This is a genomic window from Virgibacillus halodenitrificans JCM 12304, assembly GCF_001310895.1.
GTDB classification, from domain to species: domain Bacteria; phylum Bacillota; class Bacilli; order Bacillales; family Amphibacillaceae; genus Virgibacillus_Q; species Virgibacillus_Q halodenitrificans.
In genome coordinates, this window is sequence record NZ_BAZS01000022.1 from 16,748 (window position 1) to 31,328 (window position 14,581).

At 37.8% G+C, this 14,581-nt stretch carries 12 protein-coding genes; 10 read left to right on the forward strand and 2 right to left on the reverse strand.

The window, feature by feature from the left end; all coding sequences use genetic code 11:
* Positions 1-87 precede the first annotated feature (87 nt).
* The 7 genes from JCM12304_RS12085 (at position 88) to JCM12304_RS12115 (ending at position 6,771) form a co-directional block, all read left to right on the forward strand.
* The gene (locus JCM12304_RS12085; RefSeq protein WP_060680629.1) at positions 88-762 is read left to right on the forward strand and encodes a response regulator transcription factor; all 675 of its coding nucleotides are present in this window, start codon (positions 88-90) and stop codon (positions 760-762) included.
* An 82-nt stretch (positions 763-844) separates the two neighbouring features.
* A complete protein-coding gene (locus JCM12304_RS12090; protein ID WP_060680631.1) occupies positions 845-2,227 on the forward strand; it encodes a HAMP domain-containing sensor histidine kinase in 1,383 nt (460 codons plus the stop codon).
* 156 nt (positions 2,228-2,383) lie between these two features.
* Complete coding sequence (locus JCM12304_RS12095; RefSeq protein ID WP_256200826.1) at positions 2,384-3,457, forward strand: ABC transporter permease; 1,074 nt, start codon at positions 2,384-2,386, stop codon at positions 3,455-3,457.
* On the forward strand, positions 3,454-4,116 hold the full coding sequence (locus JCM12304_RS12100; RefSeq protein ID WP_060680635.1) for an ABC transporter ATP-binding protein: 663 nt from the start codon (positions 3,454-3,456) through the stop codon (positions 4,114-4,116). The genes JCM12304_RS12095 and JCM12304_RS12100 overlap by 4 nt, the downstream gene beginning before the upstream one ends.
* Before the next feature lie 395 nt (positions 4,117-4,511).
* The gene (locus tag JCM12304_RS12105) at positions 4,512-5,261 is read left to right on the forward strand and encodes a methionine ABC transporter ATP-binding protein (protein WP_060680637.1); all 750 of its coding nucleotides are present in this window, start codon (positions 4,512-4,514) and stop codon (positions 5,259-5,261) included.
* Positions 5,254-5,916 carry a methionine ABC transporter permease gene (locus tag JCM12304_RS12110; RefSeq protein ID WP_060680639.1) on the forward strand — a complete coding sequence of 221 codons (663 nt, stop codon included), beginning with the start codon at positions 5,254-5,256 and terminating at the stop codon, positions 5,914-5,916. Before JCM12304_RS12105 ends, JCM12304_RS12110 begins: the two co-directional genes overlap by 8 nt.
* Positions 5,917-5,943: 27 nt before the next feature.
* Positions 5,944-6,771, forward strand: a complete 828-nt coding sequence (locus tag JCM12304_RS12115) for a MetQ/NlpA family ABC transporter substrate-binding protein (RefSeq protein ID WP_481584916.1) — start codon at positions 5,944-5,946, stop codon at positions 6,769-6,771.
* Positions 6,772-7,513: 742 nt separating this feature from the next.
* Here JCM12304_RS12115 and JCM12304_RS12120 read toward each other — a convergent pair.
* Both JCM12304_RS12120 and JCM12304_RS12125 read right to left on the reverse strand, forming a co-directional pair.
* Entirely contained in the window at positions 7,514-7,789 is a 276-nt protein-coding gene (locus JCM12304_RS12120) for a hypothetical protein (RefSeq protein ID WP_060680643.1), read from the reverse strand.
* Between the two features lie 67 nt (positions 7,790-7,856).
* Positions 7,857-8,111: a hypothetical protein gene (locus JCM12304_RS12125; protein ID WP_060680645.1), complete on the reverse strand. Its 255-nt coding sequence runs from the start codon at positions 8,109-8,111 to the stop codon at positions 7,857-7,859.
* Positions 8,112-8,327: 216 nt separating this feature from the next.
* On the opposite strand from JCM12304_RS12125, the gene JCM12304_RS12130 reads away from it, so the two are divergent.
* The 3 genes from JCM12304_RS12130 to JCM12304_RS12140 all read left to right on the forward strand — a co-directional run bounded on the left by JCM12304_RS12130 (position 8,328) and on the right by JCM12304_RS12140 (position 14,523).
* Entirely contained in the window at positions 8,328-10,124 is a 1,797-nt protein-coding gene (locus tag JCM12304_RS12130; RefSeq protein WP_060680647.1) for a S9 family peptidase, read from the forward strand.
* A gap of 563 nt (positions 10,125-10,687) precedes the next feature.
* Positions 10,688-12,490 carry a glutamine--fructose-6-phosphate transaminase (isomerizing) gene (gene glmS / locus JCM12304_RS12135; protein WP_060680649.1) on the forward strand — a complete coding sequence of 601 codons (1,803 nt, stop codon included), beginning with the start codon at positions 10,688-10,690 and terminating at the stop codon, positions 12,488-12,490.
* A gap of 209 nt (positions 12,491-12,699) precedes the next feature.
* The gene (locus tag JCM12304_RS12140) at positions 12,700-14,523 is read left to right on the forward strand and encodes a serine hydrolase domain-containing protein (protein ID WP_060680651.1); all 1,824 of its coding nucleotides are present in this window, start codon (positions 12,700-12,702) and stop codon (positions 14,521-14,523) included.
* Positions 14,524-14,581: the final 58 nt, after the last annotated feature.

The window sequence follows — 14,581 nt, forward strand, 5'->3', positions numbered from 1 at the left end:
TCACCCCCTCCAAGACCCAAGAATATTTCCATTTTAAATAGCGTATGATAAGCTGATGTAAAACAACCAAAGTTAGGAGAGCCCTTCATGATTACCATTTTAATTGTTGATGATGATCCGCATATTCGGGAGCTGCTTCGATTTTATCTACAGAAGGAAGGATATCAAACAGAGCAAGCAACTGATGGAAATGAAGCATTGAAGATATTAGAGCATAAAAGAATTCATCTTGCCCTTGTGGACATCATGATGCCTAATATGGATGGATATGAATTATGCAAGGAAATACGAGACTATTATGACATCCCTGTAATGATGCTTACAGCTAAGGGGGAAATTACCGATAAAGAAAAGGCATTCCTCGCTGGCACGGATGATTATATTGTAAAACCCTTTGAGCCAAAAGAAGTATTGTATCGAATTAAAGCATTACTGCGTCGGTTCCAAATGGTGAACGAGGAGGTTATCCATCTTGGCAACACGGTAATTAATCGAAGGAGTTATGAAGTTACATATCATAATAAAAACTTAATTCTACCTTTAAAGGAATTTGAGTTATTGGCACAGCTAGCAAGCTACCCAAACCGCATTTTTTCCAGGGAGCAATTAATTGAACTCGTATGGGGAAGTGACTATGAAGGAAATGACCGCACAGTAGATGTGCATATTAAGCGTTTAAGAGAGCGGTTTGCAGAAGAAGAACAAGATTTCTCCATTCAGACAGTACGCGGGTTGGGATATAAGCTCGAAATGAAGCAATAAACAAAATGGATACATGCTGTTCATCATCTATTCATAAATAGGTGATATTCTAAACGGAACATTCATTTGGAGGAATTTAGTTATGCGTACCCTTTATGTGCGGATTATTATCACAACAATGGCTATTATGATTGCAAGTGCTGTCATCGCTTTTGCTGTTACAAATATTTATTATCAATACTATTTGAAGCCCCAAAATGACGAGAAGATTACCCACATAGCAAATAATATTGTTGAAATTTATAATCATAATAATAATCAATCCATTGATGATTTTTTAAATGCCATGACAGATTTAGGCTACAAATTTTACTTGATTGATCAGGAAGGAACTGAAAAAACGTTTGGTGATCCATTTTCCTCAACAGCTATGAATGAGCGCTATATTGAGAAAACACTCGATGGACAGATATATCACGGTATAAAAAATTATCCTTGGAAACCTTTTGTTACTGGATTTTTCGATAATGAGCTGGTTAATACCATCGGGGTTCCAGTCATGGTGGATGGAGAAAGACAAGCTCTGTTTGTCCGACCAAACTCTTCGCAACAATTTGGTGAGATGCGTTTTTTCCTTGCCGTATTATTAATATTAACCTTGTTATTCAGTTTTCTTCTGGTGTTAGTCAGTACACGCTACATTGTAAATCCAATTAAAAATTTAACGATAGCCACCAAGAAAATTGCTGCAGGAAATTATCATCTGAAGTTAAAAGTAAAACGAAAAGATGAAATTGGCAGACTTGCCAATGACTTTTCTAAAATGAGTAGAAATCTGGAACAGATAGAAGAGAAAAGGCAGGAATTCGTCTCCAGTGTTTCTCATGAAATTCAATCCCCACTTACATCTATACAGGGTTTTTCCAAATTAATAAAAGAGGAAGAGCTTTCGAAAGAGGAACGGATTCATTATTTAACTATTATTGAGAAGGAAAGTAAGAGATTGTCATTATTAAGTAAGCAGCTGCTAACCCTCTCATTTTTGGACAGTGAGAAAGATATAAATGAAGGGCAGAAATTTGATGTTGCTGCTCAATTAAGAGAAACCATTCAAACAACGGAATGGCAATGGCGAGAGAAAAATATTTCTATTGAATTGGATATTTCCTCCGTTTATTTAAAAGGGGACCCACGTTTATTGCAGCAAGTGTGGGTGAATTTGGTATCGAATGCGATTCGTTATACAGATAATAATGGGAAAATAACACTACGAACGCATGAGAAAAAGAAAGAGATAGATGTTGTTGTAGAGGACACTGGTATTGGTATTACAGAGGAAAACATACCTTTCCTGTTTGATCGATTCTATAAAGTAGATAAAGCAAGAACACGTACAGAAGATAGTACTGGTTTGGGGCTTGCTATTGTTAAGAAAATTATTGAATTACATGATGGTACAATTATGGTAGAAAGTACACTGGGAGAAGGATCACGATTTATTGTAACATTACCAAGAGAAAACTAGGAGTGAGAGGGCTTTTGAGCTGTATAACAGCAACAAGAGTCCTCTTTTTAGTTGTTCATCCTTGGCAGGTGCTTCTGCTTTTGTTTTTCATAGTAACCGTTTGTTCATCTTCTGTTCATAGTATCTATGTATGCTATAGATATTGAAAGAAGAGGAGTGAGGAAATTGTTTCTTGCAATAAGAGAATTATTTTATTCAAAACTACGATATATATTGATTGGTTTAATTATGGTTTTAGTTGCCAGTCTTATCTTTATAATTTCTGGCTTGGCAAAGGGGCTATCAGCAGATAATGCTTCAGCAATTCAGGAATTACAAGCAGATTATGTGATATTAAATTCGGATGCGGAAATGGATATGACCAAGTCATTTGTATCCCGGTCAAATATGAAGCAAATGGAGCAAGCAGATGGTATCAAGGAAGTTAATTCATTATCCATTCAAATGAGAAACGCTACTGTAAATGGTACAGATAAAAATGAAGATGTTTCTATATTCATTACAGAACCTGAGAGTATGTTGCTGCCGATTGTAGCGGAAGGTAATGCAATCAATTCTACAAATGAGGTAATTGTCGATCAGTCACTCAAAAGAGAAGGTATCCAGCTTGGTGATACATTAACCTTTGGCGAGGATAAAGAGGTCAAAGTTGTTGGTTTTACAACGGAGCAGCGTTATAGCCATACGCCAGTTGTTTTTATGACAAGTGAAAAACCAGAGAAAATGAATGCATTTGTTGTAAATTCTGGTGAAGCGAGCTTGACTTCGATACAAGATGAAATTGGGAGTAACTATGAAGTAGTCACAAACGGAGAATTGCTTAAAGGAATACCAAGTTATTCGCAGGAACAAGCATCTCTAAATATGATGATTGTTTTCTTATATGTTATTGCAGCCTTTGTACTAGCAGCCTTTTTCTATGTGATTACTTTGCAAAAGAGAGATCAATTTGGTGTGCTTAAAGCACTAGGGGCGAAAACAGCTTATTTAATTCGAAGTGTAATTGGGCAGGTACTCATTATTTCAGTTCTATGTATTGGTATAGGTGTTGGCTTAACCTATGGTATTGGAGCTGCTTTCCCTGCCGATATGCCATTTAAGTTGAGTCCTATCGGGATGTTGCAATCTTCCATGTTAATCTTAGCAGTATCTCTAGTCGGGGCACTTATTTCCTTAGTTCAAGTAATTAAGATTGACCCAATTGAAGCGATTGAGGGGGCAGGAAAATGAGTTTAGTATTAGAAAATGTTTCGAAAATATATCGTGATGGCCCAAAAGAGTTTAGAGCAGTAGATGATGTGTCTCTAGAAGTAAAGCAGGGGGAATTTATTGCAATAATCGGTCCGTCTGGCTCAGGTAAAAGTACGATGTTATCCATTGCAGGAGCACTTTTGTCTCCAAGTGAGGGAGAAGTTTATCTGCAGGGTGAAAATATTACGAACCTATCTACAAAGAAAATAACTGAAAAAAGACGTGATCAAATTGGTTTTGTATTTCAGGCGGCTAATTTAATTCCTTATTTAAAGGTGAAGGATCAATTGAATCTCATTGACGTTTTATCAAAACAAAAGAGAGCAAAAAGATCAATTGAACTGTTAGAGCATTTTGGTTTGAAGCATCGTATTAATAAGTATCCAAATGAATTATCTGGAGGAGAAAGACAGCGGGTCGCCATAGCAAGGGCATTAATTAATGATCCACAATTAATTCTTGCTGATGAACCGACAGCAAGTCTGGATTCCAAACGCGGTCGTGAAGTTGTGGAATTATTGGCAGATGAAATAAAGAATAGCGGAAAGTCAGGGATAATGGTCACACACGATGAACGTGTACTTGATGTATGTGACAGAGTCATATCCATCCGTGATGGAAAAATAGAGAAACAATGAGTTGACAAGCGAAATACCAACTATATACAGGATATCTGTTTTACTTCAGGGGTGCAAACAAGTAAATATAAAGACAAATCGTACGGTATATCTCATCAAAACACACCGTGCGATTTTTATTGTTATATCCTTTTTATACGGGATCGTGTCCCATCCAGCCTTAATCGTGTTTCTGCAAGGAGGGATGGACAGTGTTACAGACGGGTTCAAGTCCCATGGGCCATACCGTGGAATTAGGGCCTTAAAGACGGGTTTTAAAATAAGTGGCTAAATATGAAAGAGATAATATGGTGTCGTACCTTATTAAAGCTATTTGTAGACTAATGACAATTACCTGAACGTACGTTATAATAAAGGGGCTCTGAATCAGCTTTCGGGTAGGGAAGGTTTTTTAAATGATTACTTTACATAATGTCAGTAAACGATTCGGCTCGTATGAAGCGATTCGGTCGGTATCGTTAAATATTAAGTCGGGCGAAATTCATGGCCTTATTGGCGCGAGTGGTGCAGGAAAATCAACATTACTACGTATGATGAACTTGATCGAACACCCAGATGAAGGAGAAGTCATCGTCGATGGTGTAACGTTAAACCATTTAAAAGGTAAACAGATTCGTCACACGCGTCAGTCGTTAGCAATGATTTTCCAAGGGTATCATTTAGTCAGCAATAAAACGGTTTTCGATAATGTGGTCGTGCCATTAGAATTAGCTAAAGTTCCGAAAAAAAACCGGGCAGAACAAGTAATGGAGAGTTTGCGTTTTGTCGGTCTCGAGATGTTAAAAGATCGGTATCCGGGGCAGCTTAGTGGAGGGCAAAAACAACGCGTCGCTATTGCGCGAGCGATCGTCAATCAGCCGCAAGTGTTGTTATGTGATGAACCCACGTCATCGCTTGATCCAAATACGACAGCGGAAGTGCTCGAAGTAATAAGGCGGATCAATCAGGAATTTAGCGTCACCATCGTTATTGTTAGTCACGAAATGGAAGTGATCAAAAGTGTCTGTGAACGAGTGACGGTTATGGCAGATGGTCAAGTCTATGAAACGATTGAAATTGAGCCGACAGGTGTACACAAACTGGAACATAGCGCCGAAGGATTTGTCAAATGGCTGAGATTAGACGGTGATGCAAATCATGCCTGATGTATTATTGGAGTATCAAACAGAGATTTGGGTGTCAATTGGCGAAACATTTATTATGGTTGGTTTTTCAATACTAGCTGCATTGTTAGTCGGGCTTCCAGTCGGGACCTTTTTATTCCTGTGTCGCAAAGGGAAATTACTTGAAAATCAAGTTGTCTTCTCATCGCTGAACTTAATCGTCAATATTATCCGTTCGTTTCCATTCTTGTTACTCGTTATCTTTTTGATTCCGTTCACCCGCTTTATTATTGGAACGGCAATTGGTACAGCAGCTGCGTCCATTCCGATGGCTGTTATCGCGATTGCGCACTATTCTCGTCTTGTGGAGCAATCACTCCTTGATGTTCCTAAAGGCGTGATGGAAGCGGCGGTTTCGATGGGTGCGTCGGTCAAAGATATTATTTTTAAGTTTTTGTATGTTGAAGCACGCCCGGCGCTCGTCTTAAGTATGACGACATCGACGATTAGTTTTATTTCTTACTCAACGATCATGGGGGTCGTCGGCGGTGGCGGTATCGGCGACTTTGCAATCCGTTATGGTTACCAACAATTTCGAACTGATTTGATGATTTATATTATCATTATTATGGTGGTATTCGTGCAAATCATTCAATACGCCGGTATTATATTAGCAAGAAAATTAGACAAACGATAGGGGAGATTATTGATGAAACAATGGTTTATGATCTTGATGGTCGTCCTATTATCTGTGCTAGTCGCATGCAGCGGCAGCAACGAGAGTGAAAATACAGACGAATCAAGTGATAACAATAATAATGATGAAAGTAAAGAGCAAACAGTAAGAGTTGCTGTCGTTGAATCACCTATGTTAGACGTTGTTGAAATCGCAAAGGAAAATCTCGCAGCAGAAAATATCGAAGTAGAGATTGTTGAAATGGGTGACTATATTCAACCAAACGAAGCGTTAGCAAACGCAGAAGTTGATGCAAACTTCTCACAACATGTCCCATTTATGAATCAGTTTAATAAAAACTCAGACGCTAATTTAGTAGAAGTTCAGCCAATTTATTATGCTAATTTTGGCCTTTATGCACAAGAATACGCTAGCATGGAAGAGCTTCCTGATGACGCAACGATTGGTATTGCGAATGATCCGTCTAACATCGATCGTTCCCTCCGCCTGTTAGCTTCACATCATCTAATTGAATTGAACGAAACAGATAGCGGGCAGTACGGATTAAAGGATATTAAGGAAGACTCACACAACTATACTTTTGAGCAAGCGGGTATTACTGCATTGACTCGGCTATATGAAGATGTTGATGGAGTTATTGTTAACCCGACCCACGCTGGTAACTTAGATTTAACGCCGGCTGACGATGCGCTCATTACTGAAAAGGAAGATAATAAATTCGCGATTACACTAGTCGCTACTGAAGATAATGCGGACTCCAAATTGATTCAACAATTAGCTGAAGCAATGACGAGTGACGATGTTCGCGAGTTTTTAAATTCCCGTGAAGGCGAAGCTTCTATTCCGGCATTCTAAAAACGGAGTGATCCACATTCCTCTGGTGTATAGTATCGTTTGGTGTTCTTGGGTTCCTATAAAGGACGTATTCGCGGGTGTTACTGACTCTTGCAAATACGTCCTTTTTTATTTTTAGTAACCTTGTTATGGTAAATGTGATCCGTTATGAAACATTTTGTTGTAAAAAAATAAAGATCGGCAAGTAATTTTTTGCAAATAGTTTGCCGTAAGCAGGTCGGTTACATGAATACGACTAACCAAATATATTTGCACTAACAGTTATTCGAAAATCTTCACATCGTTCTAAACAATTGAGAAAAAAATAGAGGATATACAAATCAAAAGAGATAATTAATTGTCTAGAATAGGGTGCTAGTACGGCATAATGACCGGAGCCCAATTTGCGATCGGACGTACTGCGTGAATAAGTGTTATTCAGGTATAAGTGTGAGAATGAAAGTTATATAGGAGAGAAAGGTTTATTGTAATAAACGTAAGTGAATTTCAGATTTAAATTCCAACGAACAAAAACCCATAAAGGGAGCTTTAATGGGGTAAGTAATTATAGAAAATAAGGCTTAGAGAATTTATTTCTCCAAGCCCTTTTCATGTGATTAATATTTTGATTTTCACTTGCGAAAATCATGAATTACCTTATGAATTATTGTGCGGATTATCGTTTTTACACCACAAGTAAACCCGTTAATATACAGGATAGCTGGTTTTCAGATCTAAGAAAAGAAAGATAATATTTTGAGCTTTATAACACATCACTATTATTTTGCTGTGCTTCCTGTACTTGCTGGCGCGTATCATGCAAGCTTTCATAAGCTTGTTGAAATTGTGGGTTTTCGGTTGCTGTTTTCCCTGATTGCTGCTGTGCATGCTGCAATTCACGCTCTGCTTGTTGCAATTGATCATGTGCTTGTTGCAATAATTCAGCATCTCTTCCTTGAGCTTGTAAAATTGCATCCTGTGCTTCCTTAATTTGTCTGCTTGCAAATTGTAATTGCTCATGTAGATTTTGATTTGGCATAAATAGAACCCCCATCTTCATTGGATAATGATTATAGTTTGCACAGGAAACATGGAATTATGTACCCCTATAACATAGTAGAAATGATGAAATGGATGGCAATCGTTACAGCAGCAAGAGAAAGCATGACACTAGTGGAAACAAACAGAGTCAACTTAAAAGCAGATGTTTTTCTCATTTTGTAAATGACAATCATACTGAGAACAACTATAAACATCCATACTGTAATTCCATATTGGGAAAACAATAATGAAGAGTTAGCAAGCCATAGGTACAATATAAAAATATGGATTCCAGATAAAAGTAATGCTATCGGCCGCATGCAAGATACTCCTTTCTACTTTATGTATATTTCTCCGGCTTAAGTCGTAGCTAAAAACCAACTAGAGCCTGTTTCCTTGGATGATAAGGCTGGCTATACTTAAACGATTCTTATTATTTTCAGAACATACAAAAGTGTTATATAATTTAAGGGAAGTAATTTTCCACAACATGTAAACATACATATGAAAGTCTAATAAAATCAGGAGGCGTACACATGATTACATTTCCAAAGCCAACGGTTGAACAATTTTTCCGTAGCTATGCGATTACTAATTTTGCAGTAAGTAAGGATGAAAAACAACTCGTATTCAGTACAAATTTAAATGGCAAGATGAACTTATGGGCAATGGATTTACCAGGAAATTTTCCATATCTATTTGCACATGTTGATGAATCGTGCAGTTTTATAAAATTTGATCCAGAAAACAGATATGTACTTGCTGGGTTTGATAAAGATGGTGATGAAAATCATCATATCTATAGCTTGCCTGTTACAGGCGGCCTTCCTCAAAAATTAATAACCGGGGAAGCCTCGGATAAGTTTTTCTTTTCCCATTTGAGTAAAGATGGTGAAAGATTATATTATATGACATCTGAGGAAAACCCTTCTTTCTTAAATACGCGTGTTCGCAATCTAAAGGGTAATTCAGATGAGCTTATTCATACTGGAGAGGAAGCTTTAACAGAGCTTGCCGCCGTTTCAGAAAAAGAGACTTCCTTTGTATACCTTCAATCATATGCAAACACCTATGTAACCGGATTTGTAAACACAGGAACGGGTAAACTTTCGTTAACCCCGGATCCTGAGAAGGTTCATGTCGTTTTTGATCCCGTATTCACAGATGAAGAAACGGTTTACTTTGTAACAGATTATGAAAGTGAATATAGTTATGTGGCTAAATTTGAGATAACTAAAAAGGAATTTTCTGTTGTACAAAAATTCGCGGATGAGAGTGTTACTTCTTTAAAGTGGGATCAGACAAATGATGCGTTTTACCTCGTTACTGAAAAGGGCGTTTCTGACCTGTTGTATCGTTATGATCTTCAGTCAGGGAAATGTATGGAATTAGAAGCTCCCGCAGAAGTAGTTGGACAATTAAGTATTGGGCAGTCCGGGGCAATTTATCTTCTTGGTACAAGTGGTATTCAGCCAATTAACATCTTTTATTCTATGGATGGCATAGAGTGGGAGCAGCTTACGAATAATACCGTATTGGGTGTAAGCAAAGAACATATGGTGGATCCGGAAGTAGTTTCCTACCCTTCCTTTGACGGAAAGAAAATTGAAGCACTCTTATTCAAAGCCTTACCGGAAAATGACAATGGCCACACCATTTTCTGGCCACACGGTGGTCCACAGGCCGCAGAAAGAAAGACATATCGTGCGATGTTCCAAAGCTTTCTCAACCAGGGCTATACCATTTTTGCACCTAACTTCCGAGGCAGTACGGGCTATGGCTCCAATTTTGTAAAATTAGTGGAACAGGATTGGGGAGAAGGACCACGATTAGATTGTGTAGCAGGAATCGAATGGTTATTTGACCAAAAGATCACTGACCGGGAAAAATTATTCCTCGTGGGAGGAAGCTATGGTGGCTATATGGCATTATTGCTACATGGCCGTCACGCAGATTATTTTAAGGCAGTGGTAGATATTTTTGGCCCGTCCGATTTGTTCACCTTCGTAAATTCGGTACCGCCTCATTGGAAACCAATCATGGACCGTTGGATAGGTGATCCGGAACGTGATAAAGAACGATTTATCAAGGACTCTCCGATTACGTATTTGGAGGGGATGACCAGACCGATGCTCGTCATTCAAGGTGCAAAAGATCCTCGGGTAGTAAAAGAAGAATCAGATCAAATTGTTGCTAAGTTAGAAGAAAAAAGCAGGGATGTCGAATATCTTGTGTTGGAGGATGAAGGACATGGCTTCTCCAAAAAAGAAAACGAAATTCATGTTTATAAGCGGATGCTTGATTTCATGGAAAAGCATCAAGCAAGTAAATAGTTAGATGAAAATTTAGCGCCCTGCCATTTCGGTAGGGCGTTTAAGTTATAGGAGTATGGCCATTATACCATTTCCACTCACGTAAGATGTCCGCTAACATAAACTAAACAATAACATCACAAAAAAACAATTGACCGAAACAGGATAAATCGGTTAAAATGTGATGTAGCCTTTTGGAAAAAGAAGGTTTATTCAAACATAGAAAGGGGCATTAAAGTTTAAGTAAGTTTTTAAAGCGCCAGAACTATTTTCCGTCCGCAATGGAAAATAGTTGACGAGGTGGGGGTTATCGAATTTTTTCGGCGGGTACCTCCCGATTGCACATCTCAGTCGTAAGGCTTTTTTCTCAAAACAGTGGGGTGACTCATTGCACAAAGGGAAGAAGTAAGATGTCCAATACGAACACGAGAAAGGGGCAGTTTAGCGGCCCCTGTTAGAGGATGTTCAAAAGGACCGGTAAAAATGTTACATGGAATTTATTAGTTCTTTTTATCCTCCTTTTGAACACGATTTGTTAGATATGAGGTCGTTTTCTGCCCCTTTACGAAGGAGGCCATCAAACGATGTGTGGAATTGTAGGATATATCGGACAAAATGATACAAAAGAAGTTTTATTAAATGGGCTGGAGAAATTGGAATACCGTGGCTATGATTCGGCTGGAATAGCTATGTTAAACAACGAAGGAGTCCATGTTACAAAGGTAAAAGGTCGTATTGCAGTACTTCGCGACCGAGTAGAGCCTTCTATTCATGCAACAATGGGGATCGGCCATACCCGCTGGGCAACACACGGTGTGCCAAGTGAAGAGAACGCACATCCGCATCAAGGCGCGTCTGGCAGATTTACACTAGTTCATAATGGTGTTATTGAAAATTACCATGATATAAAAAAAGACCATCTGCAAAGTACAAATTTTGTGAGTGAAACAGATACAGAGGTTATCGTTCAGCTAATTGAAAAACTACATGATGAATACCAGGATACGAAGGAGTCCTTCCGTCAAGCATTGAAATTGCTAAAAGGGTCCTATGCAATTGGACTCATTGACCACGAGGATCAAGATACACTATATGTTGCAAAAAATAAGAGCCCTTTATTAGTAGGTATCGGAGAAGGTTTCAACCTTGTAGCAAGTGATGCAATGGCAACATTAAAAGAAACGGATCAATATGTGGAAATTCATGACCAGGAAATTGTACTTGTTCAACGTGATTCCGTGGAAATTCAAACACTCGATGGGGAAGTTATCACACGTGAAGCTTATACTGCCCAACTCGATGTGAGTGATATTGAAAAAGGAACCTATCCGCACTTTATGCTGAAGGAAATTGATGAACAGCCTTTCGTTATGCGTAAAATCATTAATGAGTATCAAACTGAGAATAACGAACTAAAACTCGATGAAAATATTCGTGCTGCTATGAAAGCATGTGACCGAATTTATATTATTGCAGCGGGAACCAGTTATCATGCTGGGTTGGTTGGAAAAGAATTTCTTGAAAAGCTGGCGAAAATTCCGGTTGAAGTACATGTAGCCAGTGAATTTTCTTATAACATGCCTTTATTATCAGAAAAGCCACTGTTTGTCTTTATTTCTCAAAGTGGTGAAACAGCAGACAGTCGTGCTGTATTAGTAAAAATTAAAGAATTAGGATATCCGTCACTAACGATTACCAATGTGCCGGGATCCACCCTTTCTCGTGAAGCCGATTATACGCTAAATCTTTATGCTGGCCCGGAAATTGCTGTTGCTTCAACAAAAGCATACACAGCCCAAATTGCCGTGCTTGCCATACTGGCAGTAGATACTGCAAAAGCCCAAGGCATTACATTGGACTTCGATCCGATGCAGGAGCTAGCCATTGTGGCAAATGCCATGGAAATATTAACAGATCAAAAAGAAGGAATTGAAGAACTGGTACGTGAATATTTGCCGACATCCCGTAATGCATTCTTTATTGGTAGAAGCACTGACTACCATGTATGTATGGAGGGAGCCCTGAAGTTAAAGGAAATTTCTTATATTCAAGCAGAAGGGTTTGCCGGCGGAGAATTAAAGCACGGTACCATTGCTCTAATTGAAGAAGGTACACCAGTAATTGCACTGGCAACACAGAACAATGTGAACTACTCCATTCGCGGTAACGTGCAGGAAGTAGTTGCACGCGGTGCAAATGCATTAGTGATCAGTATGAGAGGCATGGAACAGGATACAGACGCATTTGTTATCCCACATGTCCATGAATTGCTCACTCCACTTGTAAGTGTGGTACCGTTACAACTGCTTGCATACTATGCTGCATTACATCGGGATTGTGATGTAGATAAGCCAAGGAATCTGGCGAAGAGCGTCACTGTGGAGTAAATATAAGAGAATAGAGAATTTGCTTCTATTTAACAAACAATAATGCTGTTAGATATGGAAGATTGTCATCCGTTCGTTTATAATCAAGTAAACGAACGGATGTTTTTGTTTTCGAGGTGTTGCAAAAGAAAATTAAAGGGAACTTTTGCAATTAATTTTAAGAAAATTATTTAAATTATAAAAACCATTCAACCATGGAGGGGAATCCAATGCGTAAATATAATAATAATATCTTTATGGCGTTCATTTGTTTTCTGCTTCTTTGGATGTTATTCGGGTATAAGCCTCAAACAACGTTTTCTGCTAATGAGCATGCATTTTTGGAAAATAAATTAGAGAATTACATTGTTAAACATGAAGAGAATATTGCCGGTTTAGCAACAATAATGGTAGTTGATGATAAAATAACCTATAAAATGAAGGGATATTCGAACATAGAAAAAGAAGTTCCAGTTAATGAAAATACTGTGTTCGAATGGGCATCGGTTTCTAAGGTTCTAATTTGGATTAGTGTTTTACAATTAGTAGAAGCAGGAAAGCTTGATTTAGAAACAAATATTGAAATATATTTACCCAATGATTTTCATTACCCAAAGAATTTTGAAGAACCTATCACGATGTATGACTTAATGCATCATTCGGCTGGTTTTGACGATAGTTACACAGATTTAATGATTCATCAATCTACTAAGAAGACTTCCTTAAGAGAAGTACTTGAAAGCGCAGATATTAAGCAAGTATTTTCGCCCGGAGATGTTGTTGCTTATTCAAATTATGGAAGTGGTCTTGCTGCTTATATTGTGGAAGAAGTTAGCGGTATAGACTACCGGGAATATGTAAGAAAGAATATCTTTGAACCACTTCAGATGACAAAAACGGCAATAGACCCTCACCAAGATGACAATAAATGGGTAAAAGAACAAAGAAAAAAGGTGCAGGGATATACAAATGCATCACATTTAATAGAACCTAACAATTACTCAATCCCCATGTTTCCAGCAGGTAGCGTTATGGGAACTGCTGACGATATGCAAAAGCTGTTGCAAGCATTATTAGTTGAGGATGGAGCACCTTTATTTAAGAATAACAGAACGATTACTCAGCTGTTTAAACCAACTTTATTTTATCCGGAAACCAATATCCCCAGAATTGCAAACGGCTTATTTTATTTACCATCAAAGAGCCCAGGTGTTTTTGGACATGGAGGAAATTCGAAGGCTTTTAGCTCTTCTTTTTACGTAGATAGGATAAATCGTATTGGAGTTTTAGTTTTGACGAACATGAAGGATGAAAGTACATTCACTCATGGTATACCTGAAACCATTTTTGGTAAATATGAACATGTTGAAAGTGACTTACATCTGGAAAATTCATCTCAATGGAAAGGTATTTATGAGCCAGCTCGGTTGCCCCGACATGGTTTCAGCAAGTTATATGGTTTATTTCTAAGAAGCCATACAAAACAGCAAGGGTCAGATGCTATTAGGCTTAATGACTTATATTACTCTCAGCTGGAGCCTGGCATTTATAAAACAGACGATGATTTTAGTATGTATAGTGTTGACGTTTATTCAGAAAACCCGCAAAATAAGAAGATTTTATCTAGTACATATTCAGATTTACTTTACATTCCTTCCTATAAACATTTTCTGGAGTGGGCAATAATTATTCTGGGGTTACTAGCTTTCATGTTTTCTGTTATCTATGTGATCGTTACTCTATGTAAAAGGATATGGAGTAAAAAGAATTTGCAAATATTTCATTTTACACAGCATCTTCTAAATATCCTTATGTTTACAAATGTCCTTTGGATCGTTTATAAGACTTTATCGATGGTGAGTTATTCATTTCTTAAACCATTCTTAACTTTAAACCTTATTTATGTTGTTATTGTACTAGTAATTAGTGGTTTTTTAATTATAAAACTAAAAAGAAATAGATTGGTAAATTATAATAAACGTATTTCTGTGATGACGATTATGTCTGCTGGTATTTTATGTATAAATATTTTGTATTGGGAAATTTATTATTAGATGTTTGAGAGGCAATACATAACATAGCCACAATAAAAGAGAGTCAAATCTTAATCAA

Coding starts and splice junctions, on each gene's coding strand:
- JCM12304_RS12085 (WP_060680629.1), top strand. CDS start 88: ATGATTACCATTTTAATTGTTGATGATGATCCGCATATTCGGGAGCTG.
- JCM12304_RS12090 (WP_060680631.1), top strand. CDS start 845: ATGCGTACCCTTTATGTGCGGATTATTATCACAACAATGGCTATTATG.
- JCM12304_RS12100 (WP_060680635.1), top strand. CDS start 3,454: ATGAGTTTAGTATTAGAAAATGTTTCGAAAATATATCGTGATGGCCCA.
- JCM12304_RS12105 (WP_060680637.1), top strand. CDS start 4,512: ATGATTACTTTACATAATGTCAGTAAACGATTCGGCTCGTATGAAGCG.
- JCM12304_RS12110 (WP_060680639.1), top strand. CDS start 5,254: ATGCCTGATGTATTATTGGAGTATCAAACAGAGATTTGGGTGTCAATT.
- JCM12304_RS12115 (WP_481584916.1), top strand. CDS start 5,944: ATGATCTTGATGGTCGTCCTATTATCTGTGCTAGTCGCATGCAGCGGC.
- JCM12304_RS12120 (WP_060680643.1), bottom strand. CDS start 7,789: ATGCCAAATCAAAATCTACATGAGCAATTACAATTTGCAAGCAGACAA.
- JCM12304_RS12125 (WP_060680645.1), bottom strand. CDS start 8,111: ATGCGGCCGATAGCATTACTTTTATCTGGAATCCATATTTTTATATTG.
- JCM12304_RS12130 (WP_060680647.1), top strand. CDS start 8,328: ATGATTACATTTCCAAAGCCAACGGTTGAACAATTTTTCCGTAGCTAT.
- glmS (WP_060680649.1), top strand. CDS start 10,688: ATGTGTGGAATTGTAGGATATATCGGACAAAATGATACAAAAGAAGTT.
- JCM12304_RS12140 (WP_060680651.1), top strand. CDS start 12,700: ATGCGTAAATATAATAATAATATCTTTATGGCGTTCATTTGTTTTCTG.